Below are 14,323 nucleotides of genomic sequence, written 5' to 3'. Positions count from 1 at the left end.
ACTGCCTACTCGGGTACTCCGACGAACTCGACGACGGTGTCTCGGCGTGCCTGGGTACGGGGGTTGACCACGGCCACGCCGATCTCCGTGCCACCGAAGGTGAAGTACAGGTCCACCGCACGGTGCTCCACCGCGCGGTGGAGCGACTCCGAGAGATCGACGACGACCGAGCCGAGGAGCCGGGCCCCGGGCGTCTTGACGGTGAGGTCGTTCACCTGGGGAACGGCGTACAGCGCCACGCGCAGTTCGCGCTGGTCGCTGCTGAGCGGGGCGAGGGAGTAGGTGCGCTCGCTTCCGACCCGGACCGATTCCCCCATGAGGACGAGGGGGTCGAGCACCCCGTCGCGGAAGGCCCCCTTGCCCTTGACCTTGGTGATCTTCAGCTCGCGGACGCTCCCGGACTCCCGCAGCACCCCGCCGAACTTGCGGCGCGCGGAGATTTCGAGGGCGTACGTGTTGGCCGCGCGCCGGGAGTGCACGACCTCGGGGCGGCAGGCGTAGTGCACGGCCCCGCCGAGCACCGCCCGGGACGGGTTGGGCGGGATCATGAGGTGGACCCCGCCCGGGAACTCCTTGTCGATGTGGTGGCCGAGCCTGCTCTGGACGTAGGGCGACTGGGCGAACCCGCCGACCAGGACCACGCGCAGCCCGTCGGCGGCGACGGCGGGGTCGGCGAGCAGCTTGTGGATCTCGGTGCTGACCAGTTGCACCAGCGGATCGATCGTGCCCTGGAAGAGGCCCCGCATGACGTCGGGCTCGATGACGATGTGGTCGTCGACCCCCTGCTGCTCCGCGGCGAGGCGCTCGGATCCGCCGTGCGGGTCGATGATCCGGCTGGCCTTGAGGGAGATGGGGATCCGCACCACGCTGTCGCCGTCGCCGCGGAAGGAGGTCTTGACCCGTTCGAAGGCGTCCATCAGCTCCAGGAGCTGGGCGGGGGCGGCTTCCAGGGCCTTGAACGCCTCCTGGCCGAGCCTCGGGGCGAGCACCTGGACCTGGAAGCGGCGGTTGATGTAGTTGGAGCCCAGCTTTCCGCCCTTCGGCGGGTGCAGTTGCTCCAGTGAGCCGTCGTCCCGGGAGCGGTAGGCGGCGATGTCCACCGTGCCGCCGCCGCAGTCGACGACCAGGGTGGCCAGGGAGCCGAGGCCGCCGATGCCGGCGGCGTCCTGGGCGCAGTACACGGTCGCGGCCTCCGGCTCGGTCACCAGGAGCAGCCGGCCGCGGTCGTGCGCGGGGAAGCCGGCCTGGCGGGCGGCCTCGCGCATCAGGTTGCGTTCCTCCGGCTCCCAGATGGCGGGGACGGTCAGGCACCAGCGGATGTCCGACTCCAGGAAGCCGCCGCCCGTCACGATCCGCTCCAGGGCCGCTTCACGCAGTCTGCGCAGGTAGGCGGCGATGAGCGGGACGGCCTGCTCGGGGGTGCCGACGAGTCCGTTCCCCGGACCCTGCCCGGGCTCGCGGTCCTCGGTGCGCAGCCACATCTTGAAGCCGTGCTCCAGCCGTCCCGGCTCGCCGGCGGCGCCCGCTCGGCGGGCGGAGTATCCCCAGTGCCGGTCCACTCCGTCGGGGTCGAGGAAGAGCGCGGAGAGGTTCTTCGGGTAGGTGACGGGAGCGTCGTCCCACTGGTCCGGATAGTCGATCTGACGCTCGCCGGGGACGTCCGCGCCGGCCGGGAGGACCGCCCAGGCGAATCCCGAGCCGTGCGTCCCGAAGTCGATGGCAGCGACAACCCTGTGGGTCATGTGCGGTGTCCCCCTCGCTCTCACCGGTGCCCGCGGCCGGGAGGGACGACATTGTTACACACGGATCCGGAATGATCGGACGGCCCGTCAGAAGGGTTGAGGGGCACGGGATTTGATCCGGCCACGGTGGCCGGAAACGCCGAACGACCGGTCGGTCGTTACTCAGTCGTAACCTGCGGCTACCTAGCGGTAACAACGTGGGCCGTGTCACCTTTCCGGTTGCCACCGGCCGGCGGTACCCCCACTTCCCAGCCATGCAGCGGAGTCGTTGCCGACTTCGGCATGGCCGAACGCAGGAGTTCCGCAGTGATCGGATTCCGCACCTCAAGCAAGGACCGGGACCGCCGTCGGGTGCGACGGCTCGCCGGGGCCGGCATGGTCCTGCCGCTCGCCGTCGGGGCGCTGCTGGCCGGCGGGGCCGGGACCTCCGCCGCGAGCACCGGGAGCGGCCCCACCGCCGTGGTGTCCATGGGCGACAGCTACATCTCCGGCGAGGCCGGGCGCTGGAAGGGCAACAGCCTCACCAACACCGGGAGCCGGGGCGGCACCGACCGGGCCTGGGTCAGCGGCAGCACGTACGACCCCGCCAAGGTGTACGGGACCACCGCCGGCGGGTGCCACCGGTCGGACTCCGCCGAGGTGCGCAGCGCCGGTGCGGTCGCCGACGTGGCGGTCAACCTCGCGTGCTCCGGGGCCGTCTCGCAGAACGTGTTCCGGGCGGCCAACGGCGGTGTGGCGTTCAAGGGCGAGGCCCCGCAGGCCGATCAGCTCGCCGCGGTGGCCGCGAGCCACGACGTCAAGGTGATCGCGCTGTCCGTCGGCGGGAACGACCTGGGCTTCGCCGACATCATCAAGGAGTGCGCGTACGACTTCATCCTCTGGAACTCGTACTGCTACGACGACCAGCAGGCCGTGGTGGACGGGAAGATCGACGCGGCGATGGCGGGCGTGGGCAAGTCCGTGGACGAGATCCGGGCCGTGATGCGGGCGGCCGGGTACGCCGACTCCTCGTACCGGATCGTGCTGCAGTCCTACCCGTCGCCGATCCCGCGCGGCGCGGAGAACCGGTACACGCAGAGCGACTGGAGCCGGCTCAACAGCGGCGGCTGCCCCTTCTGGAACCGGGACTCGGACTGGGCGCGGGACTCCCTCGTGCCGCAGATCGCGAACCGCATCAAGGGGGTCGCCGCGGCCAAGGGCGTGCAGTTCCTGGACCTTCGCGACATGCTCCAGGGGCGCGAGGTGTGCGCCAAGGCCAGCAAGCTGGTGAGCTCGACGGTGCCGGCCTCGGCGAAGACCAGCGAGTGGGCGCGCTGGATCGACAGCAGCGAGACCCAGGGCCTGGTCCAGGAGTCCATGCACCCCAATTACTACGGCCAGCTGGCGGCCGGCCGCTGCCTCGCCCTGGCCCTCGGCCAGCCCGCCGGCTCCGCCGTCGGCTGCAAGAACACCGCCGGCGGGGACGAGACGGGGATGTACCTGACCCCGGCCCCGTAGCGGTCCGGCGGGGCCGCGGTCCGGCGGCCGCGGCCCCGCCTCTTACAGGGCCGGCCTGGGCCTCGTCGCCGCGCTGCCGACCCGGCGCGGTGGCCCGGCGGCGGCCTCCGTCCGACCTCTGCTCCCGGACAGCCCCCGCACACGGCTCGTGTGCGGGGGCTGTCGGCGTGCACGGGCTCGGTCAGGCGCCGGGCGCGGTCGACTTGGTGCCACCGTGGCAGGGGTGTGCGGCTTCGACGCTGGTCCTGGTCCACATCCACGCAAGGATCTGGAACCCGAGGTCGTGGAGGAGGAGTCGGGCCTCGTCGACCTTGACGTCCTGGTCGGTGGCTTGCTTCACCAGGGCGCAGACGTAGTGGACGCCGCCGCCGACGAGGGCGAACCAGACGGGGTTGCGGGGGCTGGTCTGGTGGGCGGGGGTGAGGCGGGAGGCTGCGGCTTCGACGGCGGCGCGGGTGATGGTGTGCGTGCGGTCGCCGTTGGTGAAGGTGAGGGTGTCGGCGTAGGTGGCCATGTGTGGTGTGCCTCTTCGTGGTGGGTGGTTGAGGGTCAGCGGGTGCGCTGCGCGCAGATGCCGCACAGGGTCAGGCCCATGGGGCCTTCGGCTTCCTCGCGGCTGTGGGGGGCGTAGCCGTCGCAGGTGTCGCGGTCGGCGAAGGCCAAGGGGTGGCAGTCGCGGTACAGGTGGTACCGCTCCCGCACGTCGCCGTGGCGGACGTAGACGACGGGTCCGCAGTGGGAGCAGGGGGCGAGTCCGGCGGTGAGGGCTTCGAGTTCGGTGATGCGCTGGTCGTCGGGGACGGGCGCGGGCAGCTTGGGGCACCGGGTGTCCTGGTGGAAGACGCGGGTGCCGGGGTGGAGGTGGATGTAGGGCAGCATGCGTGTGCTCCTTCGGGGTCAGGGGGCGAGGTCGGCGCCGGTGGCCGGCCGGACGTACAGGACGGTGACGTGTGTCCCGTCGTCGGGGTCGGCGGTGGCCGGACACCCGGCGGTCATGCCTTTGAAGGCTTCCCCGGAGACTTCGGTGTCGGGGCGCTGTCCGGTGGTGCCGAGGAGGTTGGCGACCATGCCGGAGCCCATGCACGTGCGGCCGGCCTGCGTGTAGCGGATGCCGACGATGTAGGAGGCGATCCCGAAGGCGCCGCTCTTGGTGAGGTCGGCGGGGATGGTACCGGTCATGCTGATGAATCCGGCGCCGTGCCAACACTCGACTTTGGTGAAGCTGATGTCGCTCCGCGGGAGGGGGTCGGTGCGGTCGAGGCAGTCCACGAACCCCTTCGAGATGTCGGGCAGCTTGGTGGGCGCGGCGGGGGCGGGGCCCTGCGTGATCACGGGGGTGGGTGGCAGGGCGGTTACGACCGTGGGGGACGGGGTGGCCTGCGTGGGCGTCTGCGGGCCGCTGGTGCAGCCGGTGAGGAGAGCCGCACCGGACAACGTGAGAGCGGCCGTACGAACGAGGCCGGAGGCGGTGGGATTGGCCATGGCGTGTGTCCTTCGTGGTGGGCGGCGGGTCAGCGGCCGAGTTCGGTGCGAGATGCGGTGGCGACGCGGATGGTGGCGATGTCGCGGAGGATGCGGGCGTCGGCGTCGATGGGGGTGAAGTCCCCGAGGAGGGTCTTGCCGGACGGGATCGACTCGACCTTGAGGGGGGCGGAGTCGAGGACGTAGCCGGAGGCGTCGAGGAACTCGAACTTCACCCGGTAGTCGGCGCGCACGTCGCTGTGGTTGGTGATGCAGTACGTCACGCGATAGCCGGCGCGGACGGGCTTTCCCGTGGCGGTGACATCGCCGGTGGCCGGTGCGTCTGCGCGGGTCTCCACCTCGTCGGGGACGTTGCACGTCTTGCGGACGCGTTCCTCTTCGCTGCGGACCTCACCGGAGGAGGCGGTGTTGTCGCCGCTCTCGTCGCCGTCGGCGAGGTTGGCGGCGCAGGAGGCCAGGAAGAGGAAGCCGAGGACGCTGGTGGCGATCTTCCACCCGGTGGCGCTGCCCTCGCGGGGCGGCGGGGGCGGCGGGTGTCCCCACCCGGGGAACTGCGGCTGCTGCGGGGGGTGGGGTGGCGGCGGGGTGGTCACGTGGTGCTCCTGGTCGAGGCGCGCCCGACAGCGTTCTGCCGGGCCCGCAGGTGGCGATGGTCAGTAGGAGCCGGTGCGGGCGGTGTCGGTGCAGGCGTCCACGCACTCCTGGCGGTCCGCTTCATCGTTCGGGTAGTGGTTCATTGACTCGCCTACGCATGAGCCGAGTTGGCGGCCGCCGAGTCCGCCTGGTCCTGGCCGGTGCCCCACGGGCGGCACGGCTGGGGTGTGCTGGTGCATGACGCGTGTTCCTTGCGGTGGCGTGCGTGGCCGGGCAGGACGGTGCGCGGCGAGTGTGGTGGTGCTGCCTGCGGGGGCGGACCGGCGTCGCCCGGGGTGCGGGGCGGGGCGGGTCCGTCCGGGCCGGTCGGCCGGTCACGGGAGCCAGTAGGCAGCGTACGCGGCAGTAGCGGCACGGTTTGCCATGGGGGCGAAACGCGCCACGGGCGGCCGGTTCCGAGGTGGAGTTCGGACGTGCCAGGCCCCTCTGGGGGGCGGGTTGGTGGGTGCCGTACGCGAGGTCGCAGGAGGGGCGGTGCGCGGACGGTGGGCCGGTGAGGACTCGGCAGGTGCAGGCACGTCGCCGTGCACCGGGGGCGTCTCGTCCCGCAGTTCGCTGGTGGCGGAGGCGGTCTCGGCGCACATCCGGTCGAGGTGCCAGATGTCGAACCCGTACCGGCGGGCGGCGGCGTCACGGCCGGTGTCGATGAACTCCCGGGTTACGGCGTCCGCCCAGCCGCTGAGCCGCTCGGCGACGTACCAGGTGGCCTCGACGTAGCTGACGGCACTGAAGCCGGGGCAGGTGCGGATCGCGGTGAGGACGGGGCGGGGCATCGCCTCACGGTCGAGCATGTGGAGCGCGAGGCGGGAAGAGGGGCGGACGATGGCGGTCGGCTCGTCGGCGGCCGGCCGTCGCAGGAAGGTCCGGGCGGGGCACCCGCCCGGTGGTGGGCGGGTGCGACGGGTGCGATGGTCACGCGGCCACCGCCAGGGCAATGGCTCGGGCGTCGGCCGGGGTGGGGAGGCAGTGCACGCGGATGGCGGGGGCGCGGTGCCCGGGGGTACCGTCGCGAGACGAGCCCGTACGGGGGACATGGCACGGGAGGAACCGTTCCGCCGCATCCGGCAGCACCTACCGTCGGCCGGATGCGATTGCTCCTCGTAGGCCTCGCGGCGGCCGTCACCGCCCTCGCCCCCGTCACTCCCCCGTCGGCCGCCGCGGTGGTGGCCGCGCCGTGCGTGGACACCACCGGCCGGGACTCCTCCGAGACCCGGGAGGACAGCTCCGTCGACGAGGGAGAGATCCGGTGGACGGACGCCACCGGCTACGACACCGCGCGCAAGCACGGACTTGCGGCGTGGCAGTACAAGGGCTCCACCATCAAGCTCCTCGCCGACTCCGCCACGACCGTCAACGACCTGGAGTTCGCCGACTACTCCGATGCCGGGCAGAAGAAATCGGCCTACTGGGAGCGGAACGGCGGGATCGCCGCGACTGACTACATCCGGTTCAACAGGGCGACGTTGGACCGGTCCAGTCCGGCGATTCAGCGGCAGGTCGCCGCACACGAGATCGGGCACGCGCTCGGGCTGTGCCACAAGTCGGACGGCGGAGGGTCGTACGTGAGGTCGCTGATGTGGAAGGAGCCGCAGGACGTGTTCGACTCCCCGACCGACACGGACAAGGCGAACTACAAGGCACTTTGGAAGTGATCATGAACGGTAGGCGATGGGCAGTCGCCGGGCTCGCGGCCGGAGCTCTCGTGGCGGGCGGCGCGTGGTGGGGACTGGACCCGGGCGGCCCGACGGCAGTGCACTCGGTGTGCGGGCCGGACTTCAGCGACGACGCGAGCATCGCCGACGAATCGAAGGCTGTCGCGGTGGTCGAGGCGGTACGGACGGGCGCGTACCGGGAGCCGGCAGGGGAGCCGAACGCGGCCCTGACGACGCAGGTGAAGGTGCTGGAGACGGTGAAGGGTGAGTTCCCGGCCGAACTCGCCGTGACGCAGTCCGCACGGCGGGGCGGGGCACCGGGCCGGTACGCGGTGCCCGACGGACTCATCCGGTACGCACTGCTGGAGCCCGGCCGGCAATACGTCGCCGGCTTCACCGGCGAGACCAGCGGCGCGCCCGGTACGGAAGCGTGGGTGTGGTACGTGGAACCGGTGGAACGCGGTGTGGCCGGTGAAGTGGCGCACTGGCGAAAAGCACTGGCCGCACCGCCGAAGGCGGCCGCGGCCGAGGAATGCGACGACACGATCAACTAGGGCGGACGCCGTGGTGTGAGGCGAGGCCGCGGGCCGCTGTGAGCATGCCCGGGTCCACGGTTCGGCGTGGCCGTCGGTGGTCTGCTTCCAGACGCCGGCGGTGGCGGCGGCGACCGCGGAGCGCGGGAACGGGACCTGTGGATGCACCCGGCCCCGGCCCCGTGCGGTCCCGCGGCCGCGGCCCCGCTCCTACATGGACTCGCTGAGCACGGACAGGACGTTGCCCGCAGGGTCCTTGAACCAGGCGATGGCGGCGGGTCCGTCCTCCTGGCGGACGATGCCCTTGGCGTCGGCCTCGAAGCCGTCGTAGCGCTCGAAGCGGACGCCCTTCGCGGTGAGTTCGTCGACCGTCTTCTCGACGTCGGCCACGGGGAAGTTGAGGATCGTGAAGGTCGCGGGCTCGTGGTCGTCCTTCGCGTAGACCATCACCTTCGTGCCGCCGGCGAGGTGCAGCGTCAGGAGCGGCATCCGCGGCTCGTCCTCGGTGACGCGGAGCCCGAGCGTGCCCGCGTAGAACTCCTTGGCCCGGCCCAGGTCGTCGACGGAGAAGCCGCTGAACGCCTTGGTGTCCTCGAACATGATCCCTACCTCGATCCGGCGCGCACCCCTCTTCCCAGTCTCCTCCCGGGCCCCACGGCCGTCGACCGGGAAATGGGGTGATCACGCGGGGCGCAGCCGGCATGCTCTCGCGCATGGCAGTCCGCAGCGCACGTCCCAGCCTGTACATCTCCGTCGACATCGAGGCCGACGGACCCATCCCAGGACCGTATTCGATGATCAGCTTCGGGGCGGCGGTCGCCGGCCGGCAGGACGGTGATTCGTATACGGCCGCCGACCCCGAGCAGCGGACCTTCTACCGGGAGCTGCGGCCCATCAGCGACGAGTACGTGCCCGAGGCGCTCGCCGTCAGCGGGCTGGACCGCGACCGGCTCGTCCGCGAGGGCGAGGATCCGGCGGCCGCCATGGACGCGTTCCGCGCCTGGGTGCGGGAGGTGTCGGCGGAGGCGGGGGCGCAGCCCGTGATGTGTGGCTATCCGGCGTCCTTCGACTGGACCTTCCTGTACTGGTACCTGATGCGGTTCGGCGGGGACAGCCCCTTCGGGCACTCCGGCTGCCTGGACATGAAGACCCTGTACGCGACGAAGGCGCGGGTGCCGCTGCGGGCCGCGGTCAAGGGCCGGATGCCGCGCGAGCTGCACAGCTCGCGGCGGCACACGCACCACGCGCTCGACGACGCCGTGGAGCAGGCCGAGCTGATGAGCAATCTGATGCTCTGGACGCCCTGAGTCTCAGACTTCCGGGAGCAGGCGGCGCAGCGGGGTGCGGGCGCCCTCGCGGAGGGCCGAGCGGAAGGCCTCCGGGGTGAGCCGGGCGCGCAGGACCCGTTCGGCGCGGGGGGCGGGCGCGGCGGCCGGACGGGTGCGCGAGACGCAGCCGAGCAGCCGCGCGGCTTCCAGGTACCGCCCCCGGTCCGCCTCCAGTTCCGCGAGCACTTCCGCCGCGAAGGCCTGGCCGACGCCGTCGCCGAGGGCGAGCAGGGTCGCCAGGGTACGCAGCAGGGCTTCCCGCGCCGCTGCCTGCCGGCCCTCGTGCCGGTGGACCATCGCATGGGCGAAGTCGCTCCAGGCGCGCGCCCACGGATCGGCGGGACGGCCCGGCGGGCCGGCGGCCGAACCGGACGGCGAGTCGGGCGAAGGGGCGATGGCGGGGCCGAACGGCGGGCCGGTGAGCGGACCGGGCAGGCCGGTGGCGGGACCGGGCGACGGGTCGGTGAGCGGACCGGGCAGGTCGGTGGCGGGGCCGAACCGCGGGTCGGTGAGCGGGCCCGGCAGGTCGGTGGCCGGACCGAACCGCGGGTCGGTGAGCGGGCCCGGCAGGTCGGTGGCCGGACCGAACCGCGGGTCGGTCAGCGGGCCCGGCAGGTCGGTGGCCGGACCGAACCGCGGGTCGGTCAGCGGGCCCGGCAGGTCGGTGGCGGGGCCGAGCGACGACGGGGCGGCGTGGGCGAGGGCCAGGGTGTGCGCGGCTCGCAGTGCCTCCCGGCCGGGGCCGAACTCCGGGTGCTCCGGCAGCAGTTCCAGCCCCTCCAGGAACTCCGCGACGGCGTCCTCGTGCCGCTCCTCCCACAGCGCGACCGTGCCCCGCACATGCGCGAGGTAGGCCAGGCAGGTGTCCTCCCCCTCCTGCACGGCCGCACTCCACGCCTCGACCAGCAGCGGGTCCGCCCCGGCCGCCTCGCCGAGGCTCGCCACCAGCCAGGCGGCCAGCCACAGCGCGCGGGCCGGCCGCGGCGCCGGGTGCAGGGCGAGGGCGCGTTCCACATGGCGCCGGCCCTCCTCCGTCAGCCCGCACGCCGACCACAGGAACCACAGCGACACGGCGATCTCCAGGGCGGCGGCCGGGCCGGTCGCGGACAGCGGGTTCATCGCCACCCGCAGCTCCGGCAGTTCCCGCAGGGCCAGTTCCCGCGCCTCCGCCTGCGCCCCCTCCCGCCACAGCTGCGCCGCCCGTTCCGCCAGCACCCGGCAGCGCTCGTGGTGGCGCCGGGCGGCCGTCGTCCCCTCCCCGGCCGGGCCGTGCGCGAGCAGCCGGGCCGCGTGGGCCCGTACGGACAGCGGCAGCCGGTAGCGGCCCGGCCCGCCGTCGGCGAGCAGACCGGGGACGAGGTCCCGCAGCACCTCGGCGGCGCCCTCCCGGGTGAGCACGCCGAAGCCGCACACCTCCGCGGCGGCCGCCAGGTCGAAGGAGCCGGCGAAAACGGACAGCCGCTCCCGCAGCAGCCGCTCGGCGGGCGACGCCAGCCGGTACGAGCGTTCCGCGTCGACCCGGGTGCCCCGGCCCGCGCCGCCCGCGAGGAAGGTCAGCGGATCCGCGGCCAGCCGGCGCAGCGCCTGGTCGGGGGCGTACTGGTGGGAGCGTCCGGCGGCGAGTTCCAGCGCGCCCGGGATCCCGTCGAGGGCCCGGCACAGGGCCGCCACGGCTCCGGCGTTGCGTTCGGTCAGCTCGAAGAAGGGGTCGGCGCCCCGGGCCCGTTCCTCGAAGAGCCGTACGGCCGCGTACCCGGCGATCTCGGCCACCGGCATCCGTCCCACGGGCCCGGCGGGCCCGGCGACCGTCACGGGCGCCGGCGGCAGCGACAGCGGCGGAACGGCCGCCTCGACCTCCTCCCGGAGCCACAGACGGCGCTGCGAGGTGGCCAGAATCCGCAGCCCGGGAAGGTCGGCGAGCAGCCGCCCGGCCAGGCTCCCGGCACGCCCCCGGAGCTGCTCGCAGCCGTCGAGGACCAGCAGCGCCTCGCGCCCCGCGAGGGCGACCGCCAGCCCGGCCTCCAGCTCCGACAGCCCCGGCGGATCCAGCCGGGCCAGGTCGACCCAGCACACGTCGATGCCGTCACTGCTGGTCAGGGACCGTACGGTGCGCACGGCGAGGCGGGTCTTGCCGATGCCGGCCGGGCCGGTGAGGGTGACCAGTCGTTCGACCGCGAGCAGTTTCGCGACGGCGGCCAGCTCCCGCTCCCGGCCGATGAAGCCGGACAGCTCCGCGGGCACCGTCTGGCGCATGCCCGAGCCGGCCTCCCCCACAGATCCTCCCCCGATGTCCTGAACCCGCCTTCGGCAGCCCGGGTGAGCTGTTGAATGCAGGAAGAGAGATGATCGGCCGAAAGTCCGGATGACCGAACGGCTACCGGGAGATCCACCAGGTGAGGGTGATGAATTCGGCCATTTCCGCCATGGACGACTTGGACCGGGCGCTCGTCCACGCACTGCAGCTCGCTCCGCGCGCGAGCTGGGAACGGCTGGGGCCGGTGCTCGGTGCCCGCCCGGACACCCTCGCGCGCCGCTGGGAACGGCTGACGGAGTCCGGCGAGGCGTGGATCAGCGGGATCGGTCTGCGCACGGGCAGTACGCCGCCCCGGATGGCCTGGGTGGAGGTCACCTGCTCCGCGGGCACCTCTCCGGCGGTCGGGGCCGCGCTCGCCGGCGATCCGCACGCCCTGGGCGTGGAGCACCTCACCGGCGGTCGTGACCTGCTGGTCTTCGTGGCGGTGCCGGACCTGCACGCGCTGTACCGGTACCTGTCCTTCCGGGTGCAGCTGATCCCCGGGGTGGTCTCGACGCGGTCCTCGGTGGTCACGGCCGTGCACTACGCCCCGGACCGCTGGCGCCTGGACCAGCTGACCCCGGCGCAGAGCGACCGGCTGACCGGACGGACCGGCCGTACCCGCCGCCCGCCGGGCGGGCCGCTCTCGGCGGCGCCGTCGGCCACGGCCTCGATGGCGGCGGAGGAACGGCCGCTCGTCCTGGCCCTGGCCGCGGACGCGCGGCGCAGCGTGGCCTCGCTGGCCAGGGAGTTCGCGATGAGCGAGTCGACCCTGCGCAGGCGCCTGGCCCGGCTGGAGGCGGGGCAGAGCCTGCGCTTCAGCAGCGCGCTCGCGTCGGGGCTGTCGGGGTGGCCGGTCGCGGCGACGGTGTGGGCGGAGGTGGCCGAGTACGAGGTGGCGGACTGCGCGGCGGCCGCGGCGGGGCTGCGCGAGACCCGTACCTGCATGTCGGTGAGCGGGCGCTGGAACTTCATGATCAGCGCGCGGCTGCGCACGTTGGAGGACCTCTCGCGCTACACCTCCGACCTCGCCCGGCGGCTGCCCGGGCTGCGGATCACGGACTCGGCGGTGTCGTTGTACGTACGCAAGTGCGAGGCGCAGGAGTTGGACCACGAGGGCCGCCGGATCCGGACGGTCGCGCCGGACATCTGGTCGGAGCCGGCACCGGAAGCCTCCGGGGCGGTCTGAGGGGCGCACGGGGCGCGGACACGGCTGTGCGCACGCCACACCCGCAGTGGGTGGCGTGCGCACAGCCGTGAACGGTTCGTACGGGGCGGGGTGCCCGGTCAGTGCACCGGCACCGGTTCCGGGCCGGAGGCCAGGGCCGCGTCCTTCTTGGCACCGAGGTGGTTGAAGGCCAGGTTGAGCAGGATCGCCACGACGCAGCCGGTGCTGATGCCGGAGTCGAGGACGACCAGGAGGTCCTTCGGGAAGGCGTGGTAGAAGTTGGGCGCGGCGATCGGGATCAGGCCGATGCCCACCGAGGCGGCGACGATCAGGGCGTTCTCGCCCTTCTCCATGGCGGCCCCGGCCAGGGTCTGGATTCCGCTGGCGGCGACCGACCCGAACAGGACGATGCCGGCGCCGCCGAGGACGGGCAGCGGGACCACTCCGATGACGGAGGCCGCCATCGGACAGAGGCCGAGCAGGATCAGGATCCCGCCGCCGGCGGCGACGACGAACCGGCTGCGCACCTTGGTCATGGCGACGAGCCCGATGTTCTGGGCGAAGGCGCTGCACATGAACCCGTTGAAGAGCGGGCTGAGCGCGCTGCCGAGGGTGTCGGCGCGCAGGCCCCCCTCGATGGTCTTCGCGTCCGCCGGACGGCCGACGATCTTGCCGAGCGCCAGGATGTCGGCGGTGGACTCGGTCATGCAGACGAGCATGACGATGCACATCGAGATGATCGCGGCGACCTGGAACTGCGGGGCGCCGAAGTGGAACGGGGTCGGGAAGCCGACGACCGAGGCGTTCTTGACGGCGTCGAAGTTGGTCATGCCGAGCGGGAGCGCGATGAGCGTGCCGGCGACCAGGCCGAGCAGGATGGAGATCTGCTGGAGGAAGCCGCGCAGGAACTTGCGCATCAGCAGGACGATCACCAGGGTGAGCGCGGCCATGCCGATGTTCTTCATCGAGCCGTAGTCGGTGGCGGTGCGGTTGCCGCCCTGCGACCAGTTGAAGGCGACGGGCAGGAGCGAGACGCCGATCAGGGTGATGACCGTGCCCGTGACGACCGGCGGGAAGAAGCGGACGAGCTTGCCGAAGTAGGGAGCGGCGAAGAATCCGACGATCCCGGCGACGATGATCGCGCCGAAGATGACGGGGATCGCGTTGTCCCCCTCCCCCTTGCCTATCGCGATCATGGGGGTGACGCCGGCGAAGGAGACGCCGTTGACGAAGGGGAGCTTGGCGCCGATCTTCCAGAAACCGAGGGTCTGGAGGAGGGTGGCGAGGCCCGCGGTGAAGAGGGACGCGCCCATCAGGAAGGCGGTCTCGGTGGCCGAGAGGCCGACGGCCGGTCCGACGATCATGGGCGGGGCGACGACACCCGCGTACATCGCGGCCACGTGCTGGAGCCCGCTGGTGAACATCTTCAGCGGGGGAAGGGTCTCGTCGACCGGGTGTTTGCCCCCGGATCCCTCCGGTACTGCGACTGCGTCTTTGCGAAACCTGGGCGGCAGGGCCACGGCTTCCTCCGGTCGTTATTTAGACACGTCGCCAGGGACGACGTGGGTTCAGGGAGGTGATGCGAAAGCAATGCGAGTCGAGCCTGTATGGAGTTGTGGTGGTGCGAATGCTTTTCCCAAGGGGTGCGGAAGCGACGGCAGAACGTTCGCCCAAACGGTTCTGCGGCTGCTTTCGCGCATGGCGAAGCCACACGGCAACGCCGAGTGGCGCTGCCGGGTGGCAAGGTGATGCCGGTTGGCAAGAGTCACCGCCCCCAGGGGCGCCCGTGGTGAACCACGGGCGCTCCCGGGAACGGCTGCCGCGGACCCCGCTCGGGTCCGCGGCGGGGGGGGGGGGGGGGGGCCCCCCCCCCCCCCCCCCGCGGGGGGGGGGCGGGCGGGGCCAAACGCCCGGCCGGGGGGGGCGGGCCCGCCGGGCGACCCCCCGCGGGGCGGCGGCGCCCCGACGTCCGGG

The 14,323-nt window shown here is 72.8% G+C and carries 15 protein-coding genes; 5 read left to right on the top strand and 10 right to left on the bottom strand.

What is annotated here, in order from left to right; translation table 11 throughout:
- Positions 1 to 5: 5 nt before the first annotated feature.
- Positions 6 to 1,742 carry an Hsp70 family protein gene (locus ACIQ5Y_RS30915; protein WP_403887728.1) on the bottom strand — a complete coding sequence of 579 codons (1,737 nt, stop codon included), beginning with the start codon at positions 1,740 to 1,742 and terminating at the stop codon, positions 6 to 8.
- Between the two features lie 375 nt (positions 1,743 to 2,117).
- Here ACIQ5Y_RS30915 and ACIQ5Y_RS30910 point away from each other — a divergent pair, with 375 nt between their 5' ends.
- Entirely contained in the window at positions 2,118 to 3,239 is a 1,122-nt protein-coding gene (locus ACIQ5Y_RS30910) for a GDSL-type esterase/lipase family protein (protein ID WP_403887925.1), read from the top strand.
- Positions 3,240 to 3,420: 181 nt separating this feature from the next.
- Here ACIQ5Y_RS30910 and ACIQ5Y_RS30905 read toward each other — a convergent pair whose 3' ends face one another.
- The 6 genes from ACIQ5Y_RS30905 to ACIQ5Y_RS30880 form a co-directional block, all read right to left on the bottom strand.
- On the bottom strand, positions 3,421 to 3,753 hold the full coding sequence (locus ACIQ5Y_RS30905; protein ID WP_403887724.1) for a hypothetical protein: 333 nt from the start codon (positions 3,751 to 3,753) through the stop codon (positions 3,421 to 3,423).
- 35 nt (positions 3,754 to 3,788) lie between these two features.
- The gene (locus ACIQ5Y_RS30900) at positions 3,789 to 4,118 is read right to left on the bottom strand and encodes a hypothetical protein (RefSeq protein ID WP_403887721.1); all 330 of its coding nucleotides are present in this window, start codon (positions 4,116 to 4,118) and stop codon (positions 3,789 to 3,791) included.
- Between the two features lie 18 nt (positions 4,119 to 4,136).
- Positions 4,137 to 4,721 carry a hypothetical protein gene (locus ACIQ5Y_RS30895; protein ID WP_403887718.1) on the bottom strand — a complete coding sequence of 195 codons (585 nt, stop codon included), beginning with the start codon at positions 4,719 to 4,721 and terminating at the stop codon, positions 4,137 to 4,139.
- A 29-nt stretch (positions 4,722 to 4,750) separates the two neighbouring features.
- Positions 4,751 to 5,314 carry a hypothetical protein gene (locus ACIQ5Y_RS30890; RefSeq protein WP_403887715.1) on the bottom strand — a complete coding sequence of 188 codons (564 nt, stop codon included), beginning with the start codon at positions 5,312 to 5,314 and terminating at the stop codon, positions 4,751 to 4,753.
- A 60-nt stretch (positions 5,315 to 5,374) separates the two neighbouring features.
- Complete coding sequence (locus ACIQ5Y_RS30885) at positions 5,375 to 5,554, bottom strand: hypothetical protein (protein ID WP_403887712.1); 180 nt, start codon at positions 5,552 to 5,554, stop codon at positions 5,375 to 5,377.
- A 135-nt stretch (positions 5,555 to 5,689) separates the two neighbouring features.
- Entirely contained in the window at positions 5,690 to 6,148 is a 459-nt protein-coding gene (locus ACIQ5Y_RS30880; protein WP_403887709.1) for a hypothetical protein, read from the bottom strand.
- A gap of 312 nt (positions 6,149 to 6,460) precedes the next feature.
- Here ACIQ5Y_RS30880 and ACIQ5Y_RS30875 point away from each other — a divergent pair, with 312 nt between their 5' ends.
- Positions 6,461 to 7,027, top strand: a complete 567-nt coding sequence (locus tag ACIQ5Y_RS30875; RefSeq protein WP_403887706.1) for a hypothetical protein — start codon at positions 6,461 to 6,463, stop codon at positions 7,025 to 7,027.
- Between the two features lie 2 nt (positions 7,028 to 7,029).
- Positions 7,030 to 7,581, top strand: a complete 552-nt coding sequence (locus ACIQ5Y_RS30870; RefSeq protein ID WP_403887703.1) for a hypothetical protein — start codon at positions 7,030 to 7,032, stop codon at positions 7,579 to 7,581.
- Positions 7,582 to 7,770: 189 nt separating this feature from the next.
- Here the strand turns inward: ACIQ5Y_RS30870 and ACIQ5Y_RS30865 are convergent, their stop codons facing one another.
- Positions 7,771 to 8,160, bottom strand: a complete 390-nt coding sequence (locus ACIQ5Y_RS30865) for a VOC family protein (RefSeq protein WP_403887700.1) — start codon at positions 8,158 to 8,160, stop codon at positions 7,771 to 7,773.
- Positions 8,161 to 8,273: 113 nt separating this feature from the next.
- Here ACIQ5Y_RS30865 and ACIQ5Y_RS30860 point away from each other — a divergent pair, with 113 nt between their 5' ends.
- Entirely contained in the window at positions 8,274 to 8,867 is a 594-nt protein-coding gene (locus ACIQ5Y_RS30860) for a 3'-5' exoribonuclease domain-containing protein (RefSeq protein WP_403887697.1), read from the top strand.
- A 3-nt stretch (positions 8,868 to 8,870) separates the two neighbouring features.
- On the opposite strand, the gene ACIQ5Y_RS30855 is transcribed toward ACIQ5Y_RS30860, so the two are convergent.
- Entirely contained in the window at positions 8,871 to 11,141 is a 2,271-nt protein-coding gene (locus ACIQ5Y_RS30855) for an ATP-binding protein (protein ID WP_403887694.1), read from the bottom strand.
- A 149-nt stretch (positions 11,142 to 11,290) separates the two neighbouring features.
- Between ACIQ5Y_RS30855 and ACIQ5Y_RS30850 the strand changes: the two genes are divergently transcribed.
- Positions 11,291 to 12,370, top strand: coding sequence for an Lrp/AsnC family transcriptional regulator (locus tag ACIQ5Y_RS30850; RefSeq protein WP_403887691.1), 1,080 nt, complete (start codon positions 11,291 to 11,293; stop codon positions 12,368 to 12,370).
- A 98-nt stretch (positions 12,371 to 12,468) separates the two neighbouring features.
- Here the strand turns inward: ACIQ5Y_RS30850 and ACIQ5Y_RS30845 are convergent, their stop codons facing one another.
- Positions 12,469 to 13,869: a nucleobase:cation symporter-2 family protein gene (locus ACIQ5Y_RS30845; protein WP_403887688.1), complete on the bottom strand. Its 1,401-nt coding sequence runs from the start codon at positions 13,867 to 13,869 to the stop codon at positions 12,469 to 12,471.
- Positions 13,870 to 14,323: the final 454 nt, after the last annotated feature.

Source organism: Streptomyces sp. NPDC096339 (assembly GCF_044762985.1).
In the GTDB taxonomy this organism is placed as follows: domain Bacteria; phylum Actinomycetota; class Actinomycetes; order Streptomycetales; family Streptomycetaceae; genus Streptomyces.
Note: the sequence above shows the minus strand (reverse complement) of the source record. Positions and strands in the feature narration are given on the sequence as shown.